19 protein-coding genes are annotated in these 18004 nt (G+C 62.1%); 4 read left to right on the forward strand and 15 right to left on the reverse strand.

Annotated features, from left to right (window positions below):
• The first annotated feature begins 66 nt into the window (after positions 1 to 66).
• Genes B5526_RS06910 through B5526_RS06925 form a run of 4 tightly spaced genes read left to right on the forward strand, consistent with a single transcriptional unit; the run spans position 67 to position 4617 of the window.
• Positions 67 to 1290 carry a cytochrome P450 gene (locus B5526_RS06910; RefSeq protein ID WP_079537541.1) on the forward strand — a complete coding sequence of 408 codons (1224 nt, stop codon included), beginning with the start codon at positions 67 to 69 and terminating at the stop codon, positions 1288 to 1290.
• A gap of 39 nt (positions 1291 to 1329) precedes the next feature.
• Positions 1330 to 2652 (forward strand): MFS transporter, encoded by a 1323-nt coding sequence (locus B5526_RS06915; protein ID WP_079537542.1) that lies wholly within the window; start codon positions 1330 to 1332, stop codon positions 2650 to 2652.
• A 42-nt stretch (positions 2653 to 2694) separates the two neighbouring features.
• On the forward strand, positions 2695 to 3360 hold the full coding sequence (locus B5526_RS06920) for a sulfite oxidase-like oxidoreductase (RefSeq protein ID WP_079544753.1): 666 nt from the start codon (positions 2695 to 2697) through the stop codon (positions 3358 to 3360).
• A gap of 33 nt (positions 3361 to 3393) precedes the next feature.
• The gene (locus B5526_RS06925; RefSeq protein WP_079537543.1) at positions 3394 to 4617 is read left to right on the forward strand and encodes a bifunctional alpha/beta hydrolase/OsmC family protein; all 1224 of its coding nucleotides are present in this window, start codon (positions 3394 to 3396) and stop codon (positions 4615 to 4617) included.
• Positions 4618 to 4640: 23 nt separating this feature from the next.
• Here the strand turns inward: B5526_RS06925 and B5526_RS06930 are convergent, their stop codons facing one another.
• The 15 genes from B5526_RS06930 to B5526_RS07000 all read right to left on the reverse strand — a co-directional run bounded on the left by B5526_RS06930 (position 4641) and on the right by B5526_RS07000 (position 17862).
• Positions 4641 to 5723, reverse strand: a complete 1083-nt coding sequence (locus tag B5526_RS06930) for a YeeE/YedE family protein (RefSeq protein ID WP_154071176.1) — start codon at positions 5721 to 5723, stop codon at positions 4641 to 4643.
• Between the two features lie 139 nt (positions 5724 to 5862).
• A complete protein-coding gene (locus tag B5526_RS06935; protein ID WP_079537544.1) occupies positions 5863 to 6891 on the reverse strand; it encodes a quinone oxidoreductase family protein in 1029 nt (342 codons plus the stop codon).
• Positions 6888 to 7256, reverse strand: a complete 369-nt coding sequence (locus B5526_RS06940; protein WP_079537545.1) for a VOC family protein — start codon at positions 7254 to 7256, stop codon at positions 6888 to 6890. The genes B5526_RS06935 and B5526_RS06940 overlap by 4 nt, the downstream gene beginning before the upstream one ends.
• On the reverse strand, positions 7257 to 7583 hold the full coding sequence (locus B5526_RS06945; protein WP_349642764.1) for a GIY-YIG nuclease family protein: 327 nt from the start codon (positions 7581 to 7583) through the stop codon (positions 7257 to 7259).
• A gap of 458 nt (positions 7584 to 8041) precedes the next feature.
• Complete coding sequence (gene paaK, locus B5526_RS06950; RefSeq protein WP_079537546.1) at positions 8042 to 9373, reverse strand: phenylacetate--CoA ligase PaaK; 1332 nt, start codon at positions 9371 to 9373, stop codon at positions 8042 to 8044.
• A 22-nt stretch (positions 9374 to 9395) separates the two neighbouring features.
• The gene (gene paaI / locus B5526_RS06955) at positions 9396 to 9857 is read right to left on the reverse strand and encodes a hydroxyphenylacetyl-CoA thioesterase PaaI (RefSeq protein ID WP_079537547.1); all 462 of its coding nucleotides are present in this window, start codon (positions 9855 to 9857) and stop codon (positions 9396 to 9398) included.
• A gap of 20 nt (positions 9858 to 9877) precedes the next feature.
• Positions 9878 to 10957, reverse strand: coding sequence for a 1,2-phenylacetyl-CoA epoxidase subunit PaaE (gene paaE / locus B5526_RS06960; RefSeq protein ID WP_079537548.1), 1080 nt, complete (start codon positions 10955 to 10957; stop codon positions 9878 to 9880).
• Between the two features lie 142 nt (positions 10958 to 11099).
• Positions 11100 to 11603, reverse strand: coding sequence for a 1,2-phenylacetyl-CoA epoxidase subunit PaaD (gene paaD / locus B5526_RS06965; RefSeq protein WP_079537549.1), 504 nt, complete (start codon positions 11601 to 11603; stop codon positions 11100 to 11102).
• Positions 11597 to 12373, reverse strand: coding sequence for a 1,2-phenylacetyl-CoA epoxidase subunit PaaC (gene paaC, locus B5526_RS06970; RefSeq protein ID WP_079537550.1), 777 nt, complete (start codon positions 12371 to 12373; stop codon positions 11597 to 11599). Before paaC ends, paaD begins: the two co-directional genes overlap by 7 nt.
• A gap of 129 nt (positions 12374 to 12502) precedes the next feature.
• Complete coding sequence (gene paaB, locus B5526_RS06975) at positions 12503 to 12790, reverse strand: 1,2-phenylacetyl-CoA epoxidase subunit PaaB (RefSeq protein WP_079544756.1); 288 nt, start codon at positions 12788 to 12790, stop codon at positions 12503 to 12505.
• A 19-nt stretch (positions 12791 to 12809) separates the two neighbouring features.
• Positions 12810 to 13799 (reverse strand): 1,2-phenylacetyl-CoA epoxidase subunit PaaA, encoded by a 990-nt coding sequence (gene paaA / locus B5526_RS06980; RefSeq protein WP_079537551.1) that lies wholly within the window; start codon positions 13797 to 13799, stop codon positions 12810 to 12812.
• Between the two features lie 80 nt (positions 13800 to 13879).
• The gene (paaX, locus tag B5526_RS06985) at positions 13880 to 14746 is read right to left on the reverse strand and encodes a phenylacetic acid degradation operon negative regulatory protein PaaX (protein ID WP_079537552.1); all 867 of its coding nucleotides are present in this window, start codon (positions 14744 to 14746) and stop codon (positions 13880 to 13882) included.
• Positions 14747 to 14922: 176 nt separating this feature from the next.
• Positions 14923 to 15693 carry an esterase/lipase family protein gene (locus B5526_RS06990; RefSeq protein WP_079537553.1) on the reverse strand — a complete coding sequence of 257 codons (771 nt, stop codon included), beginning with the start codon at positions 15691 to 15693 and terminating at the stop codon, positions 14923 to 14925.
• A 194-nt stretch (positions 15694 to 15887) separates the two neighbouring features.
• Positions 15888 to 17174: a DUF445 domain-containing protein gene (locus B5526_RS06995; protein ID WP_079544757.1), complete on the reverse strand. Its 1287-nt coding sequence runs from the start codon at positions 17172 to 17174 to the stop codon at positions 15888 to 15890.
• A gap of 205 nt (positions 17175 to 17379) precedes the next feature.
• Positions 17380 to 17862, reverse strand: a complete 483-nt coding sequence (locus B5526_RS07000; RefSeq protein ID WP_079537554.1) for a phasin — start codon at positions 17860 to 17862, stop codon at positions 17380 to 17382.
• Between the last annotated feature and the right edge of the window lie 142 nt (positions 17863 to 18004).

Below are 18004 nucleotides of genomic sequence, written 5' to 3' on the forward strand. Positions count from 1 at the left end.
TCGCCGCGAAGCGGTTGGCGCCGCCCATCATTTGATTTGAGCGAACGAACCAGAGGATTTGTCCCGATGTCCGACACCGCCCCCGTCGCGCCCGATCACCCTCCCGTAACCGATTGGGTCCACGATTTCGACCATACCGATCCGCGCTGGACCGAAGACCCGTTTCCGATCTGGGATGAACTGCGCAACGAATGCCCGGTGGTTCACACCAAGCGATTTCACGGCGTCTACCTGCCGACCACCTATCAGGCGGTGAAGGAAATCGCCTACGACACCGAACATTTTTCCTCGCGCCGTGTCATCGTGCGCGACGAGCGGCCGGAGCTTTCGAAGAACGCCGCGCCGCCGATCACCTCCGATCCGCCCGAGCACAAGCCAGCCAAGCAATTGCTGCTGCCGCCGTTCACCCCCGACGCGATGAAGAAGCTCGAACCGCGGGTTCGCGCCATCTGCAACGAGCTGATCGACGAATTCATCCAAGACGGCAAATGCGATGCCGCCGCGCGCTACACCAAGCACGTCCCGGTTCGCGCCATCGCCCACATGCTCGGTATCCCCGAAAAGGACGGCGATCTCTTTATCAAGTGGATCCACCAGATCCTCGAGCTCAGCATCAAGGACGAAAGCATACTGAGGCAGGCGGTAGGCGAGATGACCGCCTATTTCGCCGGCCATATCGAGGAGCGCAAGAAGCAGCCCACCGATGACCTGATTTCGACATTGATGAATGCCAAGGACAAGAATGGCCAACCTTTGGATGATACCCATGTGCTGGGCTCGCTGCGACTTCTGCTGATTGCCGGCATTGACACGACCTGGAGCGCGATCGGTTCCTCGCTCTGGCATCTGGCGAAAACGCCCGCCGATCGCGACCGCCTGATCGCGGAGCCGGAATTGCTGCCGACCGCTATCGAGGAATTGCTGCGGGCCTATTCGCCGGTGACCATGGCGCGCGAGGTGATCAAGGAAACGGAGATTGCGGGCTGCCCGATCAAGCCGGGCAACATGGTGCTGCTGTCGTTCCCCGCCGCCAACCGCGACCCCGCCATGTTCCCAGACGCCGACAAGGTCGTGATCGACCGCAAGGAGAACCGCCATGCCGCGTTCGGCCTCGGCATCCACCGCTGCGTCGGCTCCAATTTGGCGCGGATGGAGATGACGGTTGCGATCGAGGAATGGCTGAAGCGTATTCCGGAGTTCAGACTGGACCCGGCCGGCCAGGTCACCTGGTCGGAAGGCACGGTTCGGGGACCGCGGCAACTGCCAATGCTGTTTGGAAAGCCGGGCTGAAGTCTGCTAACAAGCGGCCTTCATTTGCTGGAGGCCGCCATGTCCGTTGAAGCCGTAGAATCGGCCCCCGATCACATCGATCTCGCCGACGCGGAACGCCGGATCAAGGCGATCTTCATTGGCTCGATCGGCAATCTCGTCGAATGGTACGATTTCTACGCCTATACGGCGTTTTCGCTTTATTTCGCGCCGGCGTTCTTTCCGAACAGCGATCCCGTGGTGCAGCAGCTCAACGCCGCCGTGCTGTTCGCCGCGACCTTCCTGATGCGGCCGCTCGGCGGCTGGCTGTTCGGTTACATCGCCGATCGCTACGGCCGCCGGCTGTCACTGACGCTGTCGGTGATCTGCATGTGCTTCGGTTCGCTGATCATCGCGGTAACGCCGACCTATGCCTCGATCGGCATCGCAGCGCCAGCCATCCTGGCGCTGGCGCGGATCATCGAGGGCTTGAGTCTTGGCGGCGAGTATGGCGCCAGCGCCACCTATCTGAGCGAGGTCGCCGACCCCAACCATCGCGGCTTCTATTCCTCCTTCCAATACGTCACCCTGATCGGCGGCCAGCTCACCGCGATCATCGTCCTGCTGCTGTTGCAAAAGGTGTTCTTGACGCCTGAGGAATTGAAAGCATGGGGCTGGCGGATTCCGTTCGTGATCGGCGCCCTGCTCGCGATTTTTGCCGCGGTGATGCGCCGCAAACTGCATGAGACCGAGGCGTTCGAGGAAGCGAAGAAAATCGCAAAACCCAGCGGCTCGATCCGCGGCCTTCTAAAATATCCACGCGAGCTCTTGCTGGTGGTCGGCCTCACCGCCGGCGGCACCGCCGCGTTTTATACCTTCACGACCTATATGCAGACGTTCGTCAAATTGTCGGTCGGATTGACCGAGGATCAGACCACCCTCGTGATCTTCGGCTCGCTGATTTTCGCGACCTTGCTGCAGCCGATCTACGGCGCGTTGTCCGACCGCATCGGCCGCAAGCCGCTGTTGATCTTTTTCGGCATCGCCGGCACCTTTGCGACCATCCCGATCCTGACCACGCTGAAAGAGGCAAAATCGCCGTTCATCGCGTTCCTGCTGATTTGCGCGGCCTGGCTGTTCGTCGCCGGCTACACCTCGATCAACGCCATCGTAAAGGCTGAATTGTTCCCGACCAATGTCCGCGCCCTCGGCGTAGGCCTGCCCTACGCGATCACCGTCTCTTTGTTCGGCGGCACGGCGCCTGCGATTGCGCTTTACTTCAAGTCGCTAGGGCACGAGGAGTGGTTTTTTTATTATCTCAGCGGCATCATCTTTCTGTCGCTGATCATCTACACGACCATGCGCGACACCAAGCATGAATCGGCGATGCACCGTCACGAATAACGAAGGTCACCAATAGCGAAGGCGCAGGATATGGCCGGGGATTTGAACGACGAGAGTGAGCCGCCCTGGGACTCAAAGCTGACGCGCAGCAAGCAGCGCTGGGCGCGCGAGGGCAAATTCCTCACCGGAAAAACCTCGCGGCCCGAGGAGCAGCGCCTGCCGCCCGGACAGCACCTGACCCGGGACTGGCCGGTCCTCGATCTCGGCCTGACGCCGCAGATTTCGCGCGAGCGCTGGCGGCTCGACGTCTACGGCGCGGTTGAAAAGCCGATCTTCTGGGATTTTGCGCAGTTTTTCGCACAGCCGCAGACGCAATTCACCTCCGACATCCACTGTGTCACCACCTGGTCGCGCTACGACAATCAGTGGGAGGGGCTCTCGACCCACGATCTTTTGATGGCCTGTCAGCCGCGCGACGAAGCGCGTTTCGTGGTGCTGCACTCCCATGACGGCTATACCACCAACCTCGCGCTGGAAGATTTTGCCGCCGACGACGCGCTGCTGGCGCATAGCTGGTCGGGCGCGCCGATCGAGGCCGAGCATGGCGGCCCGGTGCGGCTGGTGGTGCCGCATCTCTATTTCTGGAAAAGCGCAAAATGGCTGCAGAGCATCGAATTTTTGGAGCACGACGCGCCCGGCTATTGGGAAGTCCGCGGCTATCACAACCGCGGCGACCCGTGGGCCGAGCAGCGCTATTCCGGCGATTGACCGCGGCTTCCATCCCAACCATGGAGACTGAACGTGCCGACTGAACGTTTCCAATTCACGAGCTCGGAAGGCCATCAACTCGCAGCCGCGCTGGACCTGCCGGAGCGCGAGCCGATCGCCTATGCGTTGTTTGCGCATTGTTTTACCTGTGGCAAGGACGTGCTGGCGGCGAGGCGCATTGCGGTCGCGCTTTCGGCAAAAGGCATCGCGGTACTGCGGTTCGACTTTACGGGCTTGGGCTCCAGCGAAGGCGATTTTGCCAATGCGACGTTTTCCTCGAACGTCGCCGACCTGGTGCGCGCCGCCGACCATTTGCGCGGGACCCGCAAAGGCCCGTCGATCCTGATCGGCCATAGTCTCGGCGGCGCGGCCATCCTCGCCGCCGCCGGGCAGATTCCCGACGCCAAAGCCGTCGTCACCATCGCCGCACCGTCCGATCCCGCGCATGTCACCGGGCTGTTCAAAGATCGCATCGAGGACATCCGCAAGCATGGCAAGGTGGAGGTCTCGCTGGCCGGCCGTCCCTTCCACATCAAACGCGAATTCCTCGACGACATCGCCGAACACGGCCTGATGGAGCATGTGGCGAATTTGCACAAGGCGCTGCTGATCATGCATTCGCCGACCGACGACACCGTCGGCATCGACAACGCCACGCGTATCTTCGTCACGGCAAAACATCCCAAGAGCTTTGTGTCGCTGGCGGGCGCCGATCATTTGTTGACCGGCAAGCGCGACGCGGCGTACGTCGCAGGCGTCATCGCCGCCTGGGCGGAGCGCTATCTCGATCCGGTCGAACCGGAGCAGGCCGTCGTTTCAGGCGAAGCGGCGCGCATGGTCGTGGTCCGCGAAACCCGCAACAACAAATTCCAGCAGATGATCAGCGTGGGACCGCACCGCATGCTGGCCGATGAACCGGTTGCCGCCGGCGGCGAGGACACCGGGCCCGGGCCCTATGATTTTGTCCTTGCCGGCCTTGGCGCCTGCACATCGATGACCATGCGGCTGTACGCCGAGCGCAAAGCATTGCCGCTGGAGCGGACCACGGTGACGCTGAAGCACAGCAAGATCCATGCGGCGGATTGCGCCGAATGCGAAACCAAGGCCGGCATGCTCGACCAGATCGACCGGGTGATCGCGATGGAAGGCAACCTCGATGCCGATCAGCGCGAGCGACTGATGGAAATCGCCGACAAGTGCCCGGTGCATCGCACCCTTACCTCGGAGATACGTATCGTGACCAAGGCGGCGGACTGACGGACGTGAAGCGGCCTGTGGCTTCAGCTCAGGGGGCCCGACTGCGCGTCAGCCGACACCAATGGCTGCACACGAAGCGCGCCGCGCAGGCCTGCGGCGGTACCCAACAAGATTCCCGCAACGGCGACGAACGAGGCCAGCGCCAGCGTCGAGAGGCCGGTTAAACCCTGCCCGATCGAGCAGCCATAGGCCATCGCGCCGCCCGCGCCCATCAGCGCCGCGCCTCCGATCGAGCGCAGCATATGGCGCGGCGAGCTAAATCCTTCCCACTGGAAGCGGCGCGTCGAGAGCGCCGTCACCAGGCTTCCCGCGAACACGCCGGCAACCACAGCGATGCCGAAATTCAGCGTCAGCCCGGTCGAGAGCATGGCGTATTGCACCGCGTCCGCAATCGGCGCGATGAAGGTGAGCGAGGTGACGGCTACCGGGTTGAAATCGTCGGCGCCGAGATAGCCGGTCGCAAACCATCCCGCGGTAACCAGCAATCCGACGGCAAATCCCGCCGCGATCTGGCCCCAGGAGCGGTGGAACGGCGCGTGCGCGAAGGCAAAGATGATCAGCGCGCCCGCGATCACGGAGGCGGCAAGTGTGCGCGCGAAATTCTCGCTGAGGCCCGCTAGCGACACTAGCGCCGGCAGCGAAATGATCTTTGGCGTCGTCTGCGACGCCTGCAGCAAAAAGATCCGCGCCGGCGCGACCAGCCCCTTCAGCGTCATTTGCGCCGCGATGCCGAGCACGATTACCACGACAAACGAGCGCAGATTGCCGCGGCCGAGCAGCACCAGCGCACGCGAGCCGCAGCCATTCGCAAGCACCATGCCGTAGCCGAACAATAGTCCGCCGAAAAACATCAGCGGCGCTGAAAACGACGGCTGTAAGTAAATCGATTTTCCGAGGTCGACGACGCCCCTCGCGGCGAGGAGCTGCGTCGCGACGATGGCAACGCCGAGCGCCAGCGCGTAGGTCCGGATCAGGCGGCTGTCGCCGCGCGCCCACCAGCCGCGCAGGCCGCTGAGCAGGCAGAAGCCGCTCAACAAGGCGACCGCGCCGTAAAGCAGGCCGATCAGCAGTCCGCCAACTATGACAATGTTGCCACCGCTCAGCACTTGGCTTTCCCTTACGTATTCTTGCGCGGGCCGCGTGGGCCGGCACGGTCCAAGTTAAGGAATAATTTTCGCTTTGCTATAACAAAACCTTTGCCTTCCGGGCAAACGCGAACGGTTTGGTTTCCGCCCCGCTCTCCTGTTAGCCGGAGGGCCGCAGGATCACGCGGTCGCGCGACGAACCGGCGACCGCGACAAGAGCGGCTTTTGCGTCCTCCAGCTGATAGATCGCGCTCGGCAGAATCGGAAACGGTTTCAGATGCCCGCTGGCAAAGCCGGGGGCGAGTTCCCTGAGCACCGCGCCGGTCGCAGTCGACGACAGTGCCAGCGTATCGATGCCGACATAGGTGTGCTGGCCGCGATAGAATTCGAAGATATTAAACGGCACCACCGGATGGACGGCGGCGATCAGGATCTGGCGTCCGCGCAGCGCAAGCGATTTGGTCGCGGCCTCAAAATAGGGATCGCCGACGGTATTGAATACGAGGCCGGCGCCCTTGCCGTCCGTGAGTTCGCGAACGCGCGTGCCGACCTCCACGGCGGATGCGTCGATCACTTCAACTTTTGAGGTGGCGTGGCCCTGATAAAATTCGTTCTTGCGCACCACGCCGATCACGCGCGCGCCGTGCCAGCTTGCGATCTGCACCGCGGCCTGGCCGACCTTGCCGTTGACGCCCATCACCAGCACCGTCTCGCCTTCGGTCGGCATCCCGGCGCGCCGAAAACCTTCCATCGCGGTGACGAAGGGAACGCCGATGCCGGCGGCCTCCTCCCAGGAAATGCTCCTCGGCTTCTCCACCACCGCATCGGCCTCAATGGTGAGATGCGTGGCGTGGGTGCCGTCGCGCCGGATGCCGAGATCGCCGGACGAGCCGAACACCTCGCGCCCGATCGCATCGCTCGGGCCGTCGATGATGACCCCCGCATAGTCGCGGCCCGGAGTACGTGGAAATACCGCGTAGGGCATCAGTCCCGTCGCGGCCTTGACGTCGGAGGGATTGACCGCTGCCGCCTTGATCTCGATCAGCACCTCTCCGGCCGCGCACGACAGCGTACGCCGCTCGATGACGGGCGCGAGCGAAGCCGGATCGGCAGCCTTTATCAGCAGGCGCACGCAGCGGGCCTCGACCATGGCGGAGGCAACATTGGTTTCCTGGGGAACCGAATTCATTGGGCAGCTTCGAACAGTTCGATTGGATTGCCTGACGGATCTTCGCAAAGGATCTGCCGGCCTCCGGGCCCTGAGATGATGTCGCTTCTAAAGCGAACGCCCTTCTCTTTTAGCTTCGAAACCTGCCCGTCAAGGTCGTGGACAGAAAGCACAAATCTGGTCCATCCGCCGGAGGCAGGTTGCTCCCCGCTGGGCAAGGCTTTGCCGGCAGAGGACAGCGGACCCGCGATCCACAATCTGAGGTCTCCCTGTTCCAATATGGCCATGGCGGGGCCGAATTTTTGCACCAGGCGAAATCCAAGACATTGCTCGTAAAACGCCGCTGCCGCGTCCACGTCTTTTACGAGGTAACGGATTTGGGCCATTTAACCGTTCTCCGACGTTCGACGATGTGGCGATCTACGAGCCGAGAGCAATTGTAGTGCCGCGTAGTCGCCCCGTATGAACGCCTCTTTCTTCGCTCGACTCCACTTCTTCAACTTCCGTTCATTTTCTACGGCGTCGGTTATGCGGTCAAACCACTGAGAGAATACTAGCGTTACCGGTCGGCGAGTCGCTGTGTAACCCCCAAAAGTCCCGGCGTTGTGCTGAGCAATTCGTATTTCTAACGCAGTACGCGTTGTTCCGATGTAGAAACTTCCATCGGAACATCGAAGAATGTAAAGAAAGGCACCTTCAACCACTTCGATCACCTGGTCTCGCAATCCAGCCTCAGAGTCTGAGAATATATCACTGACCTCATCCCGAGGAACGCGCTTTTACGCGCGTCTCGAAAGACGGCCGCGAGTCCACGTGTTGCCATCCTTCGAGACGCTTGCTTCGCAAGCTCCTCAGGAGGAGGCCAGTATTTCCCCTCATCCTGAGGAGCGGCGTCGGAGTTTATCATCGGGCCGCGCTTCGCGCGGACCCGTTGGCCGCGTCTCGAAGGATTGAGGCCACCGGCGGGGCCTCATGGTTCGAGACGGCGCGAGAGCGCCTCCTCACCATGAGGGGAAGAACCGCCCCTCATCCTGAGGAGCGGCGTCGGAGTTTATCATCGGGCCGCGCTTCGCGCGGACCCGTTCGCCGCGTCTCGAAGGATTGAGGCCACCGGCGGGGCCTCATGGTTCGAGACGGCGCGAGAGCGCCTCCTCACCATGAGGGGAAGAACCTATTCCTTCGGCCGCTTGTCGAATACGCGCCTGGCCTTGCCGAGCGAGCGCTCCAGCGTCTCGGGCGCGACGATCTTGACGCGCGCGGAGATGCCGATGGTGTTCTTGATGAAGATCGAGACTTTTTCGGCATGCGGCGTCAGCCCGCTGCCGTCCCAGCTCTCGGGGCGCGCTTCCGCCAGGACCGCCATCTCGTCCATCCGTCCCTCGCGCGTCAGTTCAATGACAAAATGGCCGCCGCACCAATCGGTCGCGAGCAACACTTCCTCGATCTGGGTCGGAAACACGTTGACGCCGCGCAGGATGATCATGTCGTCGGATCGTCCGGTGACCTTCTCCATGCGCCGCATGCCCGGCCGCGCGGTGCCCGGCAATAACCGCGTCAGGTCGCGGGTTCGGTAGCGGATCACCGGAAACGCTTCCTTGGTCAATGAGGTGAAGACAAGCTCACCCTTTTCGCCGTCGGGCAACACCGCGCCGGTCTCGGGATTAATCACCTCGGGATAGAAATGATCCTCCCAGACATGCAGGCCGTCTTTTGTCTCCATGCATTCCTGCGCGACGCCGGGGCCCATCACCTCGGACAATCCGTAAATATCGGTCGCGTCCATGTCGAACGCTTGTTCGATCTCAGCCCGCATCGCATTGGTCCAGGGCTCGGCGCCAAAGATGCCGAACTTTAATGAAGATTTGCGCGGCTCCAGCCGCTGCTTTTTGAACTCGTCGAGAATCGCCAGCATATAGCTCGGCGTCACCGTGATGATGTCGGGCTTGAAATCGTTGATCAGCTGCACCTGCCGCTCGGTCATGCCGCCGGAAACCGGAACGACCGTGCAGCCCAGCCGCTCGGCGCCGTAATGCACCCCTAAGCCGCCGGTGAACAGGCCATAGCCATAGGCGTTATGGATGATCATGCCCTTGCGGCCGCCGGCGGCGCGGATCGAACGCGCCATGACGTTCGACCAGACGTCGATATCGGCCTTTGTGTATCCGACCACAATCGGCTTTCCGGTGGTGCCGGAAGAGGCGTGGATGCGAACCAGGTTTTCGCGGGGGACGGCGAACATGTTGAAGGGATAGTTGTCGCGCAGGTCAGTCTTGACGGTGAACGGGAATTTCGCGAGGTCAGAGAGCTGTTTGAAGTCGGAAGGATGCACGCCGACTTTGTCGAACGCGCGTCTGTAATGGGCGACGTTGTCATAGGCATGCGCCAGCGACCATGCGAGGCGCTTTGACTGTAGCGCGATGATTTCGTCGCGCGAGGCCCGCTCCGCATCGTCCATCTCGGCATTGTAGCCGCTTGCTCTGGATTTTAGGTTTGTCGAAGCCATCGCGCGTTTCCCTCAAAATTTGTTATTTTTTCGTTGCACCCGCCTCAGTCGGGAGCCATGTACCGCCGATTGTGCAGGAATGACCGCGAAACTCGGCGATCACGATGTCGCCCACGCTGATGCGCACGTCGTAGATTCCGGATCGGCCGCTGCGCGAGATTTCCCGTGCCACAGCCACCAGCCGATCGCCGAGCCTGCCCGGCTTGATGAAGGTGATGTCGCACTGGGCCGCGACCGCGCGCGCGTTGTGGGAGTTGCAGGCAAACGCGAATGCCGAATCCGCCAGCAGGAAGATAAACCCGCCATGGGCGATGCGCTGGCCGTTGACCATGTGCGGCATGACCGTCATCGCCAGTGTGGCTTCGCCGGCCTTGACCTCGACGATCTCCATGCCGAGGCCTTGGCTGGCGTCGTCTTCCTTCCACATCGCCTCGGCGCAGGCGCGCGCGAGGTCGTCGGGCGAAAGTGTGGCCTTGACGTTCACTTATCGCCTCCCTGTTCTTTTCAAACGTGATCGTAGTCTACCACGACCTTTTCCGAAACCGGCCGCGCCTGGCAGGTCAAGATGAAGCCTGCCTTGAGCTCCCACGGCTCGAGCGAATAGTTCACTTCCATCTGCGCATCGCCCTCGACCAGCTTGGCGCGACAGGTCGAACACATGCCACCCTTGCAGGCGAACGGCAGATCGACGCCGGCGCGCAACGCGGCATCGAGGATGGCCTCGCCCTCGGCGACCGGCACCTCGCGGCGCTTGCCGTCGATGATCAATGAAGCATGCGCCTTCGGCGGCGCGCTCACGGGTACGACAGTTTTGGGACGCGGCTTGCCGCCGAGCCCGGAGACAAAACGCTCGACGTGAATGCGATCCGCGGCAATGCCGATATCCCGGCAGGTCGCCTCGATGTCCTCGCTCATGCCGGTCGGGCCACAGACAAAAACATGATCGACGCTTTGCGCCGGCACCAGCGAACGCAGCAGCACCCTCACTTTCTCGCCGTCGAGCCTGCCGTGCAGGATCGGGATGTCCTGCTCTTCACCCGAGATCACGTGGAACAGCGAGAGCCGCTGCATAAAACGGTCTTTCAGTTCCTCCAGCGCCTCGCGAAACAGCATGCCTTCGGTCGAGCGATTACCGTAGAACAGGAAAAACCGGCTGTGCGGTTCGCGCGCGAGCACGCCCTTCACGATCGAGAGGATTGGCGTGATGCCGGAGCCGGCGGCAAACCCGACATAGAGCCGTGCTTTGTCGGGCGCCGGAGCGACGCCAAAACGACCGGTCGGCGTCATGACATCGAGTTCGTCACCGGGTTTCAGCTCGTCGGCGGCCCAGCTCGAGAACGCGCCGCCATCGACCTTCTTCACCGCGATGCGCAATTCGCCGTCATCAGGACCGGAGCAAATCGAATAGGAGCGGCGAACCTCTTCGCCGTCCATCGTGGTGCGCAAGGTCAGGTACTGTCCGGGGGCGAAACTATAATCGTCCGCAAGCGCCTTCGGGATTGCAAAGGTCAGCGAAACCGCGTCGGGAGATTCGCGGCGCAGGTCGCTCACGGCGAGACGGTGGAAACGGGGTGTTAGTGACATCGGATCTCCAGGCCTTCACCGTCATTGCGAGGAGCGAAGCGACGAAGCAATCCACTCTTTCTTTGCGGCTCTATGGGTTGCTTCGCGGAGTTTATCATCGGGCGCGCATTCGCGCGACCCGTTGGCTCGCAATGACGGGCGTCTAATGACACTTGAAATAATCGAACGGCTCGCGGCAGCTCTTGCAGCGCCACAGTGCCTTGCAGGAGGTCGAGCCGAATTCGGAGAGCACTTCGGTATCCGTTGAGCCGCATTGCGGGCATGCTACCTGCTGCACGCCGAACAATGCCCGGCGGGAGCCAGAAGCCTGCGGCGGCGCGATGCCGTATTCCCTGAGTTTGCGGCGGCCGCCTTCGCTCATCCAGTCGGTGGTCCAGGCCGGCGACAACACGGTTCGAATTTTTGAGTTGGAGAATCCTTCGCGTTCCAGCGCCAATTCGATCTCCAGCGCGATCATGTTCATCGCCGGGCAGCCCGAATACGTCGGCGTGATCGCGACCTCGACGCGACCATCCGATATCGCAACGTCGCGGAGCACGCCGAGATCGGCGATGGTGAGCACCGGAATTTCGGGATCGACTACGCTGGCCGCGGCATCCCAGGCGCGCCGCCGTAACTCGGCATCGTCAAGCACGGCGTTCACCATGTGGCCCCCGGAAAGGTCCGCTGCATCGATTGCAGTTCGCTGAGCAGATGGCCGAGATGCTCGCTGTGGCGCCCGCTGCGGCCGCCCTGCTGCATCCACTCGCTTTTGGGGAGGACAAGCGTCGCTTCGCTGACAACATCGGAGACGGTTTTGTGCCATTGCGAATGTAGCGTCGCGGGATCGACCGCAATGCCGGCATCGATCAGCGCGCGGTCGCTGTCGTCGACCTGGAACATCTCGCCGGTAAAAGCCCAGAGATCGTCGATCGCGGTTTGCGCGCGGGCGTGGCTTTCCTCGGTGCCGTCGCCGAGCCGGACCATCCATTCCGACGAATGGCGCAAATGATAGGCCATTTCCTTTTCGGATTTTGCCGCAATTGCCGCCAGCGTCGCATCGCCCGATTTTGTCATTGCGCGCCAATAGAGGTCGGCGAAGGCCGCGTAGAAGAACTGCCGCACCATGGTGCGGGCGAAATCGCCGTTCGGCTGCTCGAGCAGCAGGAGATTGCGGTACTGCCTGACGTCGCGCAGATAGGCGAACTTGTCCTCGTCGTTGCCTTTGCCTTCGACCTTTGCCGCATACGAATAGAGTTCGCGCGCCTGGCCCAGGAGATCGAGACCCATATTGGCGAGCGCCATGTCCTCTTCCAGCATCGGCGCATGGCCGCACCATTCCGACAGCCGATGCCCCAATATCAGCGCGTCGTCGGCGCGGCGCAGCGTGTAGAGCACGAGCGGCGTTTCGGAGATTTCGATCGAGGCGACGGCCATATCGGCGGACCTACTTGCTCTTCCTCATCCTGAGGAGCGCGCCCCTTGCGCGCGTCTCGAAGGATGGGCCACGGGCCTCATGGTTCGAGACGGCGCCAACGCGCCTCCTCACCATGAGGGGAAAAAGAATCACATATGCCCGACTTCTTCGGGCACGTCGTAAAATGTCGGGTGGCGATAAATCTTGGATTCCGCCGGTTCGAACATCATGCCCTTCTCGGCCGGATCGGATGCGGTGATCGCGCTCGAGGGCACCACCCAGATCGACAATCCCTCGCCGCGGCGGGTGTAGATGTCGCGCGCGGCCTGCAGCGCCAGCGTCGTGTCCGCGGCATGCAGCGAGCCGACATGCTTGTGCGCCAATCCGTTGCGGCTGCGGATGAAAACTTCCCACAGTGGCGTGTTCGGCGTGGCCATCATGACCTCCATGAATTTTTCAGGCGGCTTGCGCTGCCAATCGTTGCTTGCGCTTCTCGGCAAAGGTCTGCGCTGCCTCGCGCACCCAGGCGCCTTCATCATGCGCCTTGCGCCGCGCCGCCAGGCGATCGCGGTTGCACGGGCCGTTGCCGGCGAGCACCTGATTGAACTCGTTCCAGTCGATCGCGCTATATACCCAATGCCCGGCCTCATCCTGCTTCATGCCGGGATCGGGAATCGTCAGGCCCAAAAATTGCGCCTGCGACACCGTGGCATCGACGAATTTTTGGCGCAGCTCGTCATTGGAAAAGCGCTTTATTTTCCATTTGGTCGAGGTGTCGCTGTGCTGGCTCGCTTTGTCCGGCGGACCGAACATCATCAGCACCGGCCACCACCAGCGATCGAGCGCGCTCTGCGCCATCGCCTTCTGCTCTTCCGAGCCGCGCGAGAGCGTCAGCATGATCTCGAAACCCTGGCGCTGGTGAAAGGATTCTTCCTTGCAGACGCGGATCATCGCGCGTGCATAGGGGCCGTAGGAGCAACGACACAGCGGAATCTGGTTCATGATCGCGGCGCCATCGACCAGCCAGCCGATCGCGCCGATATCCGCCCAGGTCAGCGTCGGGTAATTGAAGATCGAGGAATATTTTGCCTTCCCCGCCAGCATCAGATCGACCAGCTCCTCGCGCGAGGTGCCGAGCGTCTCCGCCGCGGCATATAGATAAAGCCCGTGGCCGCATTCGTCTTGCACTTTTGCCAACAGCGCGGCCTTGCGGCGCAGCGTCGGCGCGCGGGTGATCCAGTTGCCCTCCGGCAGCATGCCGACGATCTCGGAATGCGCATGCTGTGAAATCTGCCGCGTCAGGGTCTTGCGATAGGCCGCCGGCATCCAGTCGTTCGGCTCGATGCGTTCATCGGCGTCGACGCGGGCCTGAAACTGCCCCGCGCGCGCGGCGTCCTCGATATTGCGGTCGTCTGTGTCGGACGTATTGAGCGCCTGCGTGTACATGACCGACCTCCCGGAAGCTTTGTTGCACCCGAATATATAACAAAAAATTAGATATGCAATCTATTTTTGTAACATAAAATCTAGTCGGAAAACCGCCGGGCCAGCTCCTTGCCGGCGGCGGGCAGCGGCCCGGTCTCGTTGGTTCCATGCCGGTCAAGCCATTGTTCGGACGCGGGAAGCAGCCCGCGATAGATTTCGCCGCAGAGTTTTCGCGCTACCCGGCCCGGCCAGTCCGCCGGCAGTAACGCCGTCGGCAGCAACGGGTCGCGCAGCACGACGCGGCGATAATGGTGAATCAGCAAAATCCGCGCGGTGAAGGCGTCGGCGTCGGCGAGAGCGCCGCGGCGATCGGTCCAGTCACGCAGCGGCCCGAAGGTTTTCATGAACTTTTGATAGGCCTCCGCGGTACGATCGAGCGGCCAGCTCTCGCGCAGCAGGCGCCGGCCGGCCTCGTCCTCGGCGGATACTTCCAGGCGGATCGCGCCCGCGGCTTCATCAGGAATCGGAACGCCCGAAGGCGCGACCCACACGCCCGGCAGCGGAGACCCAAAACCGGCATTCTTCAGCGCTTCGCGCGAAGCGTCGCGATCCTCGCCATTGCCGATCAGCAGAAGCTCAAACCGTCCGGTCCAGTCGGAGACCGGCGCGCCGTAGATGTGCCGGGTCGCAATGTCAAAAGTCTGCCGCTCGCGCTGCACCAGGCGGTAAAAACTGTTGCGGCCGACTTTGGTTCGCTCGAACCAGCCGTCGGCCGCAAGCCGCGACATCGCGGTGCGCACCACGGAGCTGTCGATGTCGATGGTCGCAAAGAATTCGAGCAGCGTGCCGAGCCAGACCGAACCGCCGCGCGGCACGATGGCATCGCCGAACACGGTGATGACGATCGAGCCGGTACGCGAGGGTTCGCGCTTCAGCTGTTCGATGATGCGGGCAAGTGGATGCGCCATGCGCCACGCATAGCGCGTTTTTTGGATTGACGACAACACTCGCCTATCGGGGCCTCATGGTTCGAGACGCGCGGCGTTGCCGCGCTCCTCACCACGAGGGTCTGGAAGACCTCATCCTGAGGAGCCGCGCGATGCGCGGCGTCTCGAAGGATGAAAGCCACCGGACTGGAAAACAGCTACCGATTGGGATCGGGATAGACGATGCTGCGCCAGCCGCTGCGGTCGAATGGCGCCCATTTGCCCTCGGGCTGCGCCAGGCGATCGGCGACCGCGTAGACCACGGCCGGATGATGGCCCATGCCGCAATGGCTGCTTTCGACCTCGATATTTTCCGAGAGCGCCGACGGCTTTTCCATGCAGCCCTGCCAGGCGCAGATGCCGTCGGTGCGGCTGAAGATCGCGGTGGTCGGCACCGGCGGCGTGGTCGACAAGGATCCGCCGAACCGCGAATCCTCTTCGTCGGCGCGGCGGCCGCTCGCCATTTCATAGACGCGCCAGGCGTTGGTCGCCTTGGGATGGCCGGCAAACGGGCTGCCGAGCGTGATCACCGAACGCACCCGATCCGGCATCATTTTTGCGAGCTGCCGCGCATAGACGCCGCCGAGGCTCCAGCCCACCAGGCTGATCTTGCGGCCCTCCGCGTCAGTGAGCTCGCGCACCAGATCGACCATCGCGCGCTGCACGCCATCGCGCAGGCCGAGATTGCGCCCCTGCCGCCAGCCGCTCACCGCATAGCCGCGGTTCTTCAAAAAGCTGCGCAGCGGGCGCGTCGAGGTATCCGAGGCGACGAGCCCCGGCAACACCAGTACCGGATGACCATCGCCCCTCGGCGCCAGGCTGAGCAGCGGCAACGCGCCGATAAACGCGCCGAGCTCATGGATCGCCCGCCCCTCCAGAAACATCAGGGTTCTGGACGGCGGGCGCAGCGTCTGGGCAGTGGCGGACATTGTAATCCCTCTTCTAGAGCCGGCCCTCGCTGGGCCGCTCGAATGATCAAGTTGAAGACGCAATTCCCGAGCAATCGTTCCGCAATGCAGCAATCTCTTGATTCAAGTTAGGTCGCTCGTTCCATCATTCAAGCCGGTGACATCGGACGCGACAATAGGTCTTTGCACTTAATAACGGCTGAGTGACGAATTAGTCACAGCCATCGCACCAGCAATTCCACGGTGTAGAGGGTAAGGCCGGCGAGGCCGCCGATCAGCGAACCATTGAAGCGGATGTATTGCAGGTCTTTGCCGATGTTGATTTCGATCAGCTGAAGCAACTGCCCCATGTCCCAGGCTTTTACCTGATCGGAGATGAAGCTCGAGACGCCGCTCTTCTGATCGGCGATGAAACTTCGGAGCACGGCAACAAAACCCTGGTTGATCTCGGCGCGCAGCGCGCCGTCGCTTGCGAGCGCTTCGCCTGCTTCCATGAACATTTTGGCAAGGTGATGCTGCAGCACCTGACTCTCGCCGCTGGCGCTACGCTCAATAAAAGTTCGCGCGTTCGACCAGATGGTGCGCGCAAGCTCAGCAAGCTCGGGGCGCGCCAAAAAATCGCGCTTCAATCCGTCGATGCGATCGGCATAGCTCGGATCGCTTCCGAGCCGGTCCACCAACGACAGCACCATCTGGTCGAACTCGCCGCGGAATGGATGTTTTTGATCGCTGCGCACCTCCTCGAAGAACGCGGTCGCGGATGCGACGATCTTGTTCACCAGATATTTGTCGGCGCGATAGAGTTTTAGCAGCGTCGGCAACTCGCCGCGAATTTTGGCGCGGACCATCGCCATGGTTTCCGGTCTTGTCAGCGTTTCATGAACCGCGCGCAGGATGTCGTCGAGCAGGCCCTGATGCCGGCCTTCTTTCACGAACGCCCGCAGCGTGCCGGCGGCGAGCGGCGCCAGATCGATCGATTGCAATTGGGTGGTGATCCGTCGCGTGATGAACGTCATCAGGCCCGAAGTTTCCGTTGCCGTCACCGCCTCCGGCAATAGCCGCAGCACAAAGCGGGCAAGATCAGTAGAGCGCTTGCGGTCACGCAGCCACTCGGCAATGAAAGTGGCAAAATCGATCTGGCGCAGTTTTGCCTCGACGGGTGCGGCTTCCAGAAAATGCACCTCGATGAATTCGCCGAGCTTGTCGGCGATGCGGTGCTGGTTGCTCTGGATGATCGCGGTATGCGGAATGGGCAGTCCCAGCGGCCGCTTGAACAGCGCCACCACCGCATACCAGTCGGCGAGGCCGCCGATGGTGGCGGCTTCCGCGAACGCCGCGACGAAGCCGAAGATGGGATGCACCGGCAGCAGCAGTTTTGCGGTCACGAACAGCAACAGCGTGCCCGCCAGCACCAACGTCGCCAGCGCCTTGACCCGCCGCAACTCCGCCGCCCGCGCGGCATCGCCGGGCGCGTCGAAGGAAAAGGTGGCGGGGAGCGTCATGGCGGCTTTCGGATGAACCAAGACCCTCATCCTGAGGAGCGGCCTCTTGGCCGCGTCTCGAAGGATGAAGGCCGGGCCTCATGGTTCGAGACGGCGCAAGTGCGCCTCCTCACCATAAGGGTCTGAGCTGATCTATGCGGATGGGCGCAAAAAAAGAAGGCCCGCACGAAGCGGGCCTTGGAATTAGCAACTAATCCAAACCGTATCAGGCGGTCTTGTTGTAGACCTTGGCGAAATTGTCCTGGGCGGTCTTGGCACCGTCGGCGACGAGCTTGCCGAGATATTCGGTCGAGGCCTTTGCCCGCGACACGAACACTTCGCCGCGCGAACGCAGCATGTCGGACTGGATCTGCACCGCCTCGTTGAACGACTTGGCGGAGGCCAGCTTGTCGATGCCGGCGAAGAACGCTTCCGCGTCCTGATAGATCGCGTCCTGGATGTTGCGGCTGATCTTGGCGGCCTCGGAGACCGAACCGGTAACTGCGGTTTCGATCGCGGCGGTCACCTTCTCCGAACCGGCATGAAGGTCGGCGGCGCGCTCTTTGGCGGTACCGGCGGTCTTCTTCACGAACTCACGGGCGGCTTCCGGAACTTCCAGGTTCTGGAGGTTCTTGAACGCGTCGGTGACGGGCGCGAAGGCTTCCTTGACGGTGTTCAGCACGGAATTGGTTTCGGTTTCGGTGGTCATGTGGGTCTCTCCATCCTCAGGTTTGAGCTATGGGCTCACCCCGTCCGGATTGGCCCGGGGCGACATCCTTGTGCCATAGTTAATGGTGCGGCGCAATATTGATGTTGCGCTGCGATATCACGAATTAGTGATTGGCCTTAAT

The organism is Bradyrhizobium lablabi (assembly GCF_900141755.1).
In the GTDB taxonomy this organism is placed as follows: domain Bacteria; phylum Pseudomonadota; class Alphaproteobacteria; order Rhizobiales; family Xanthobacteraceae; genus Bradyrhizobium; species Bradyrhizobium lablabi_A.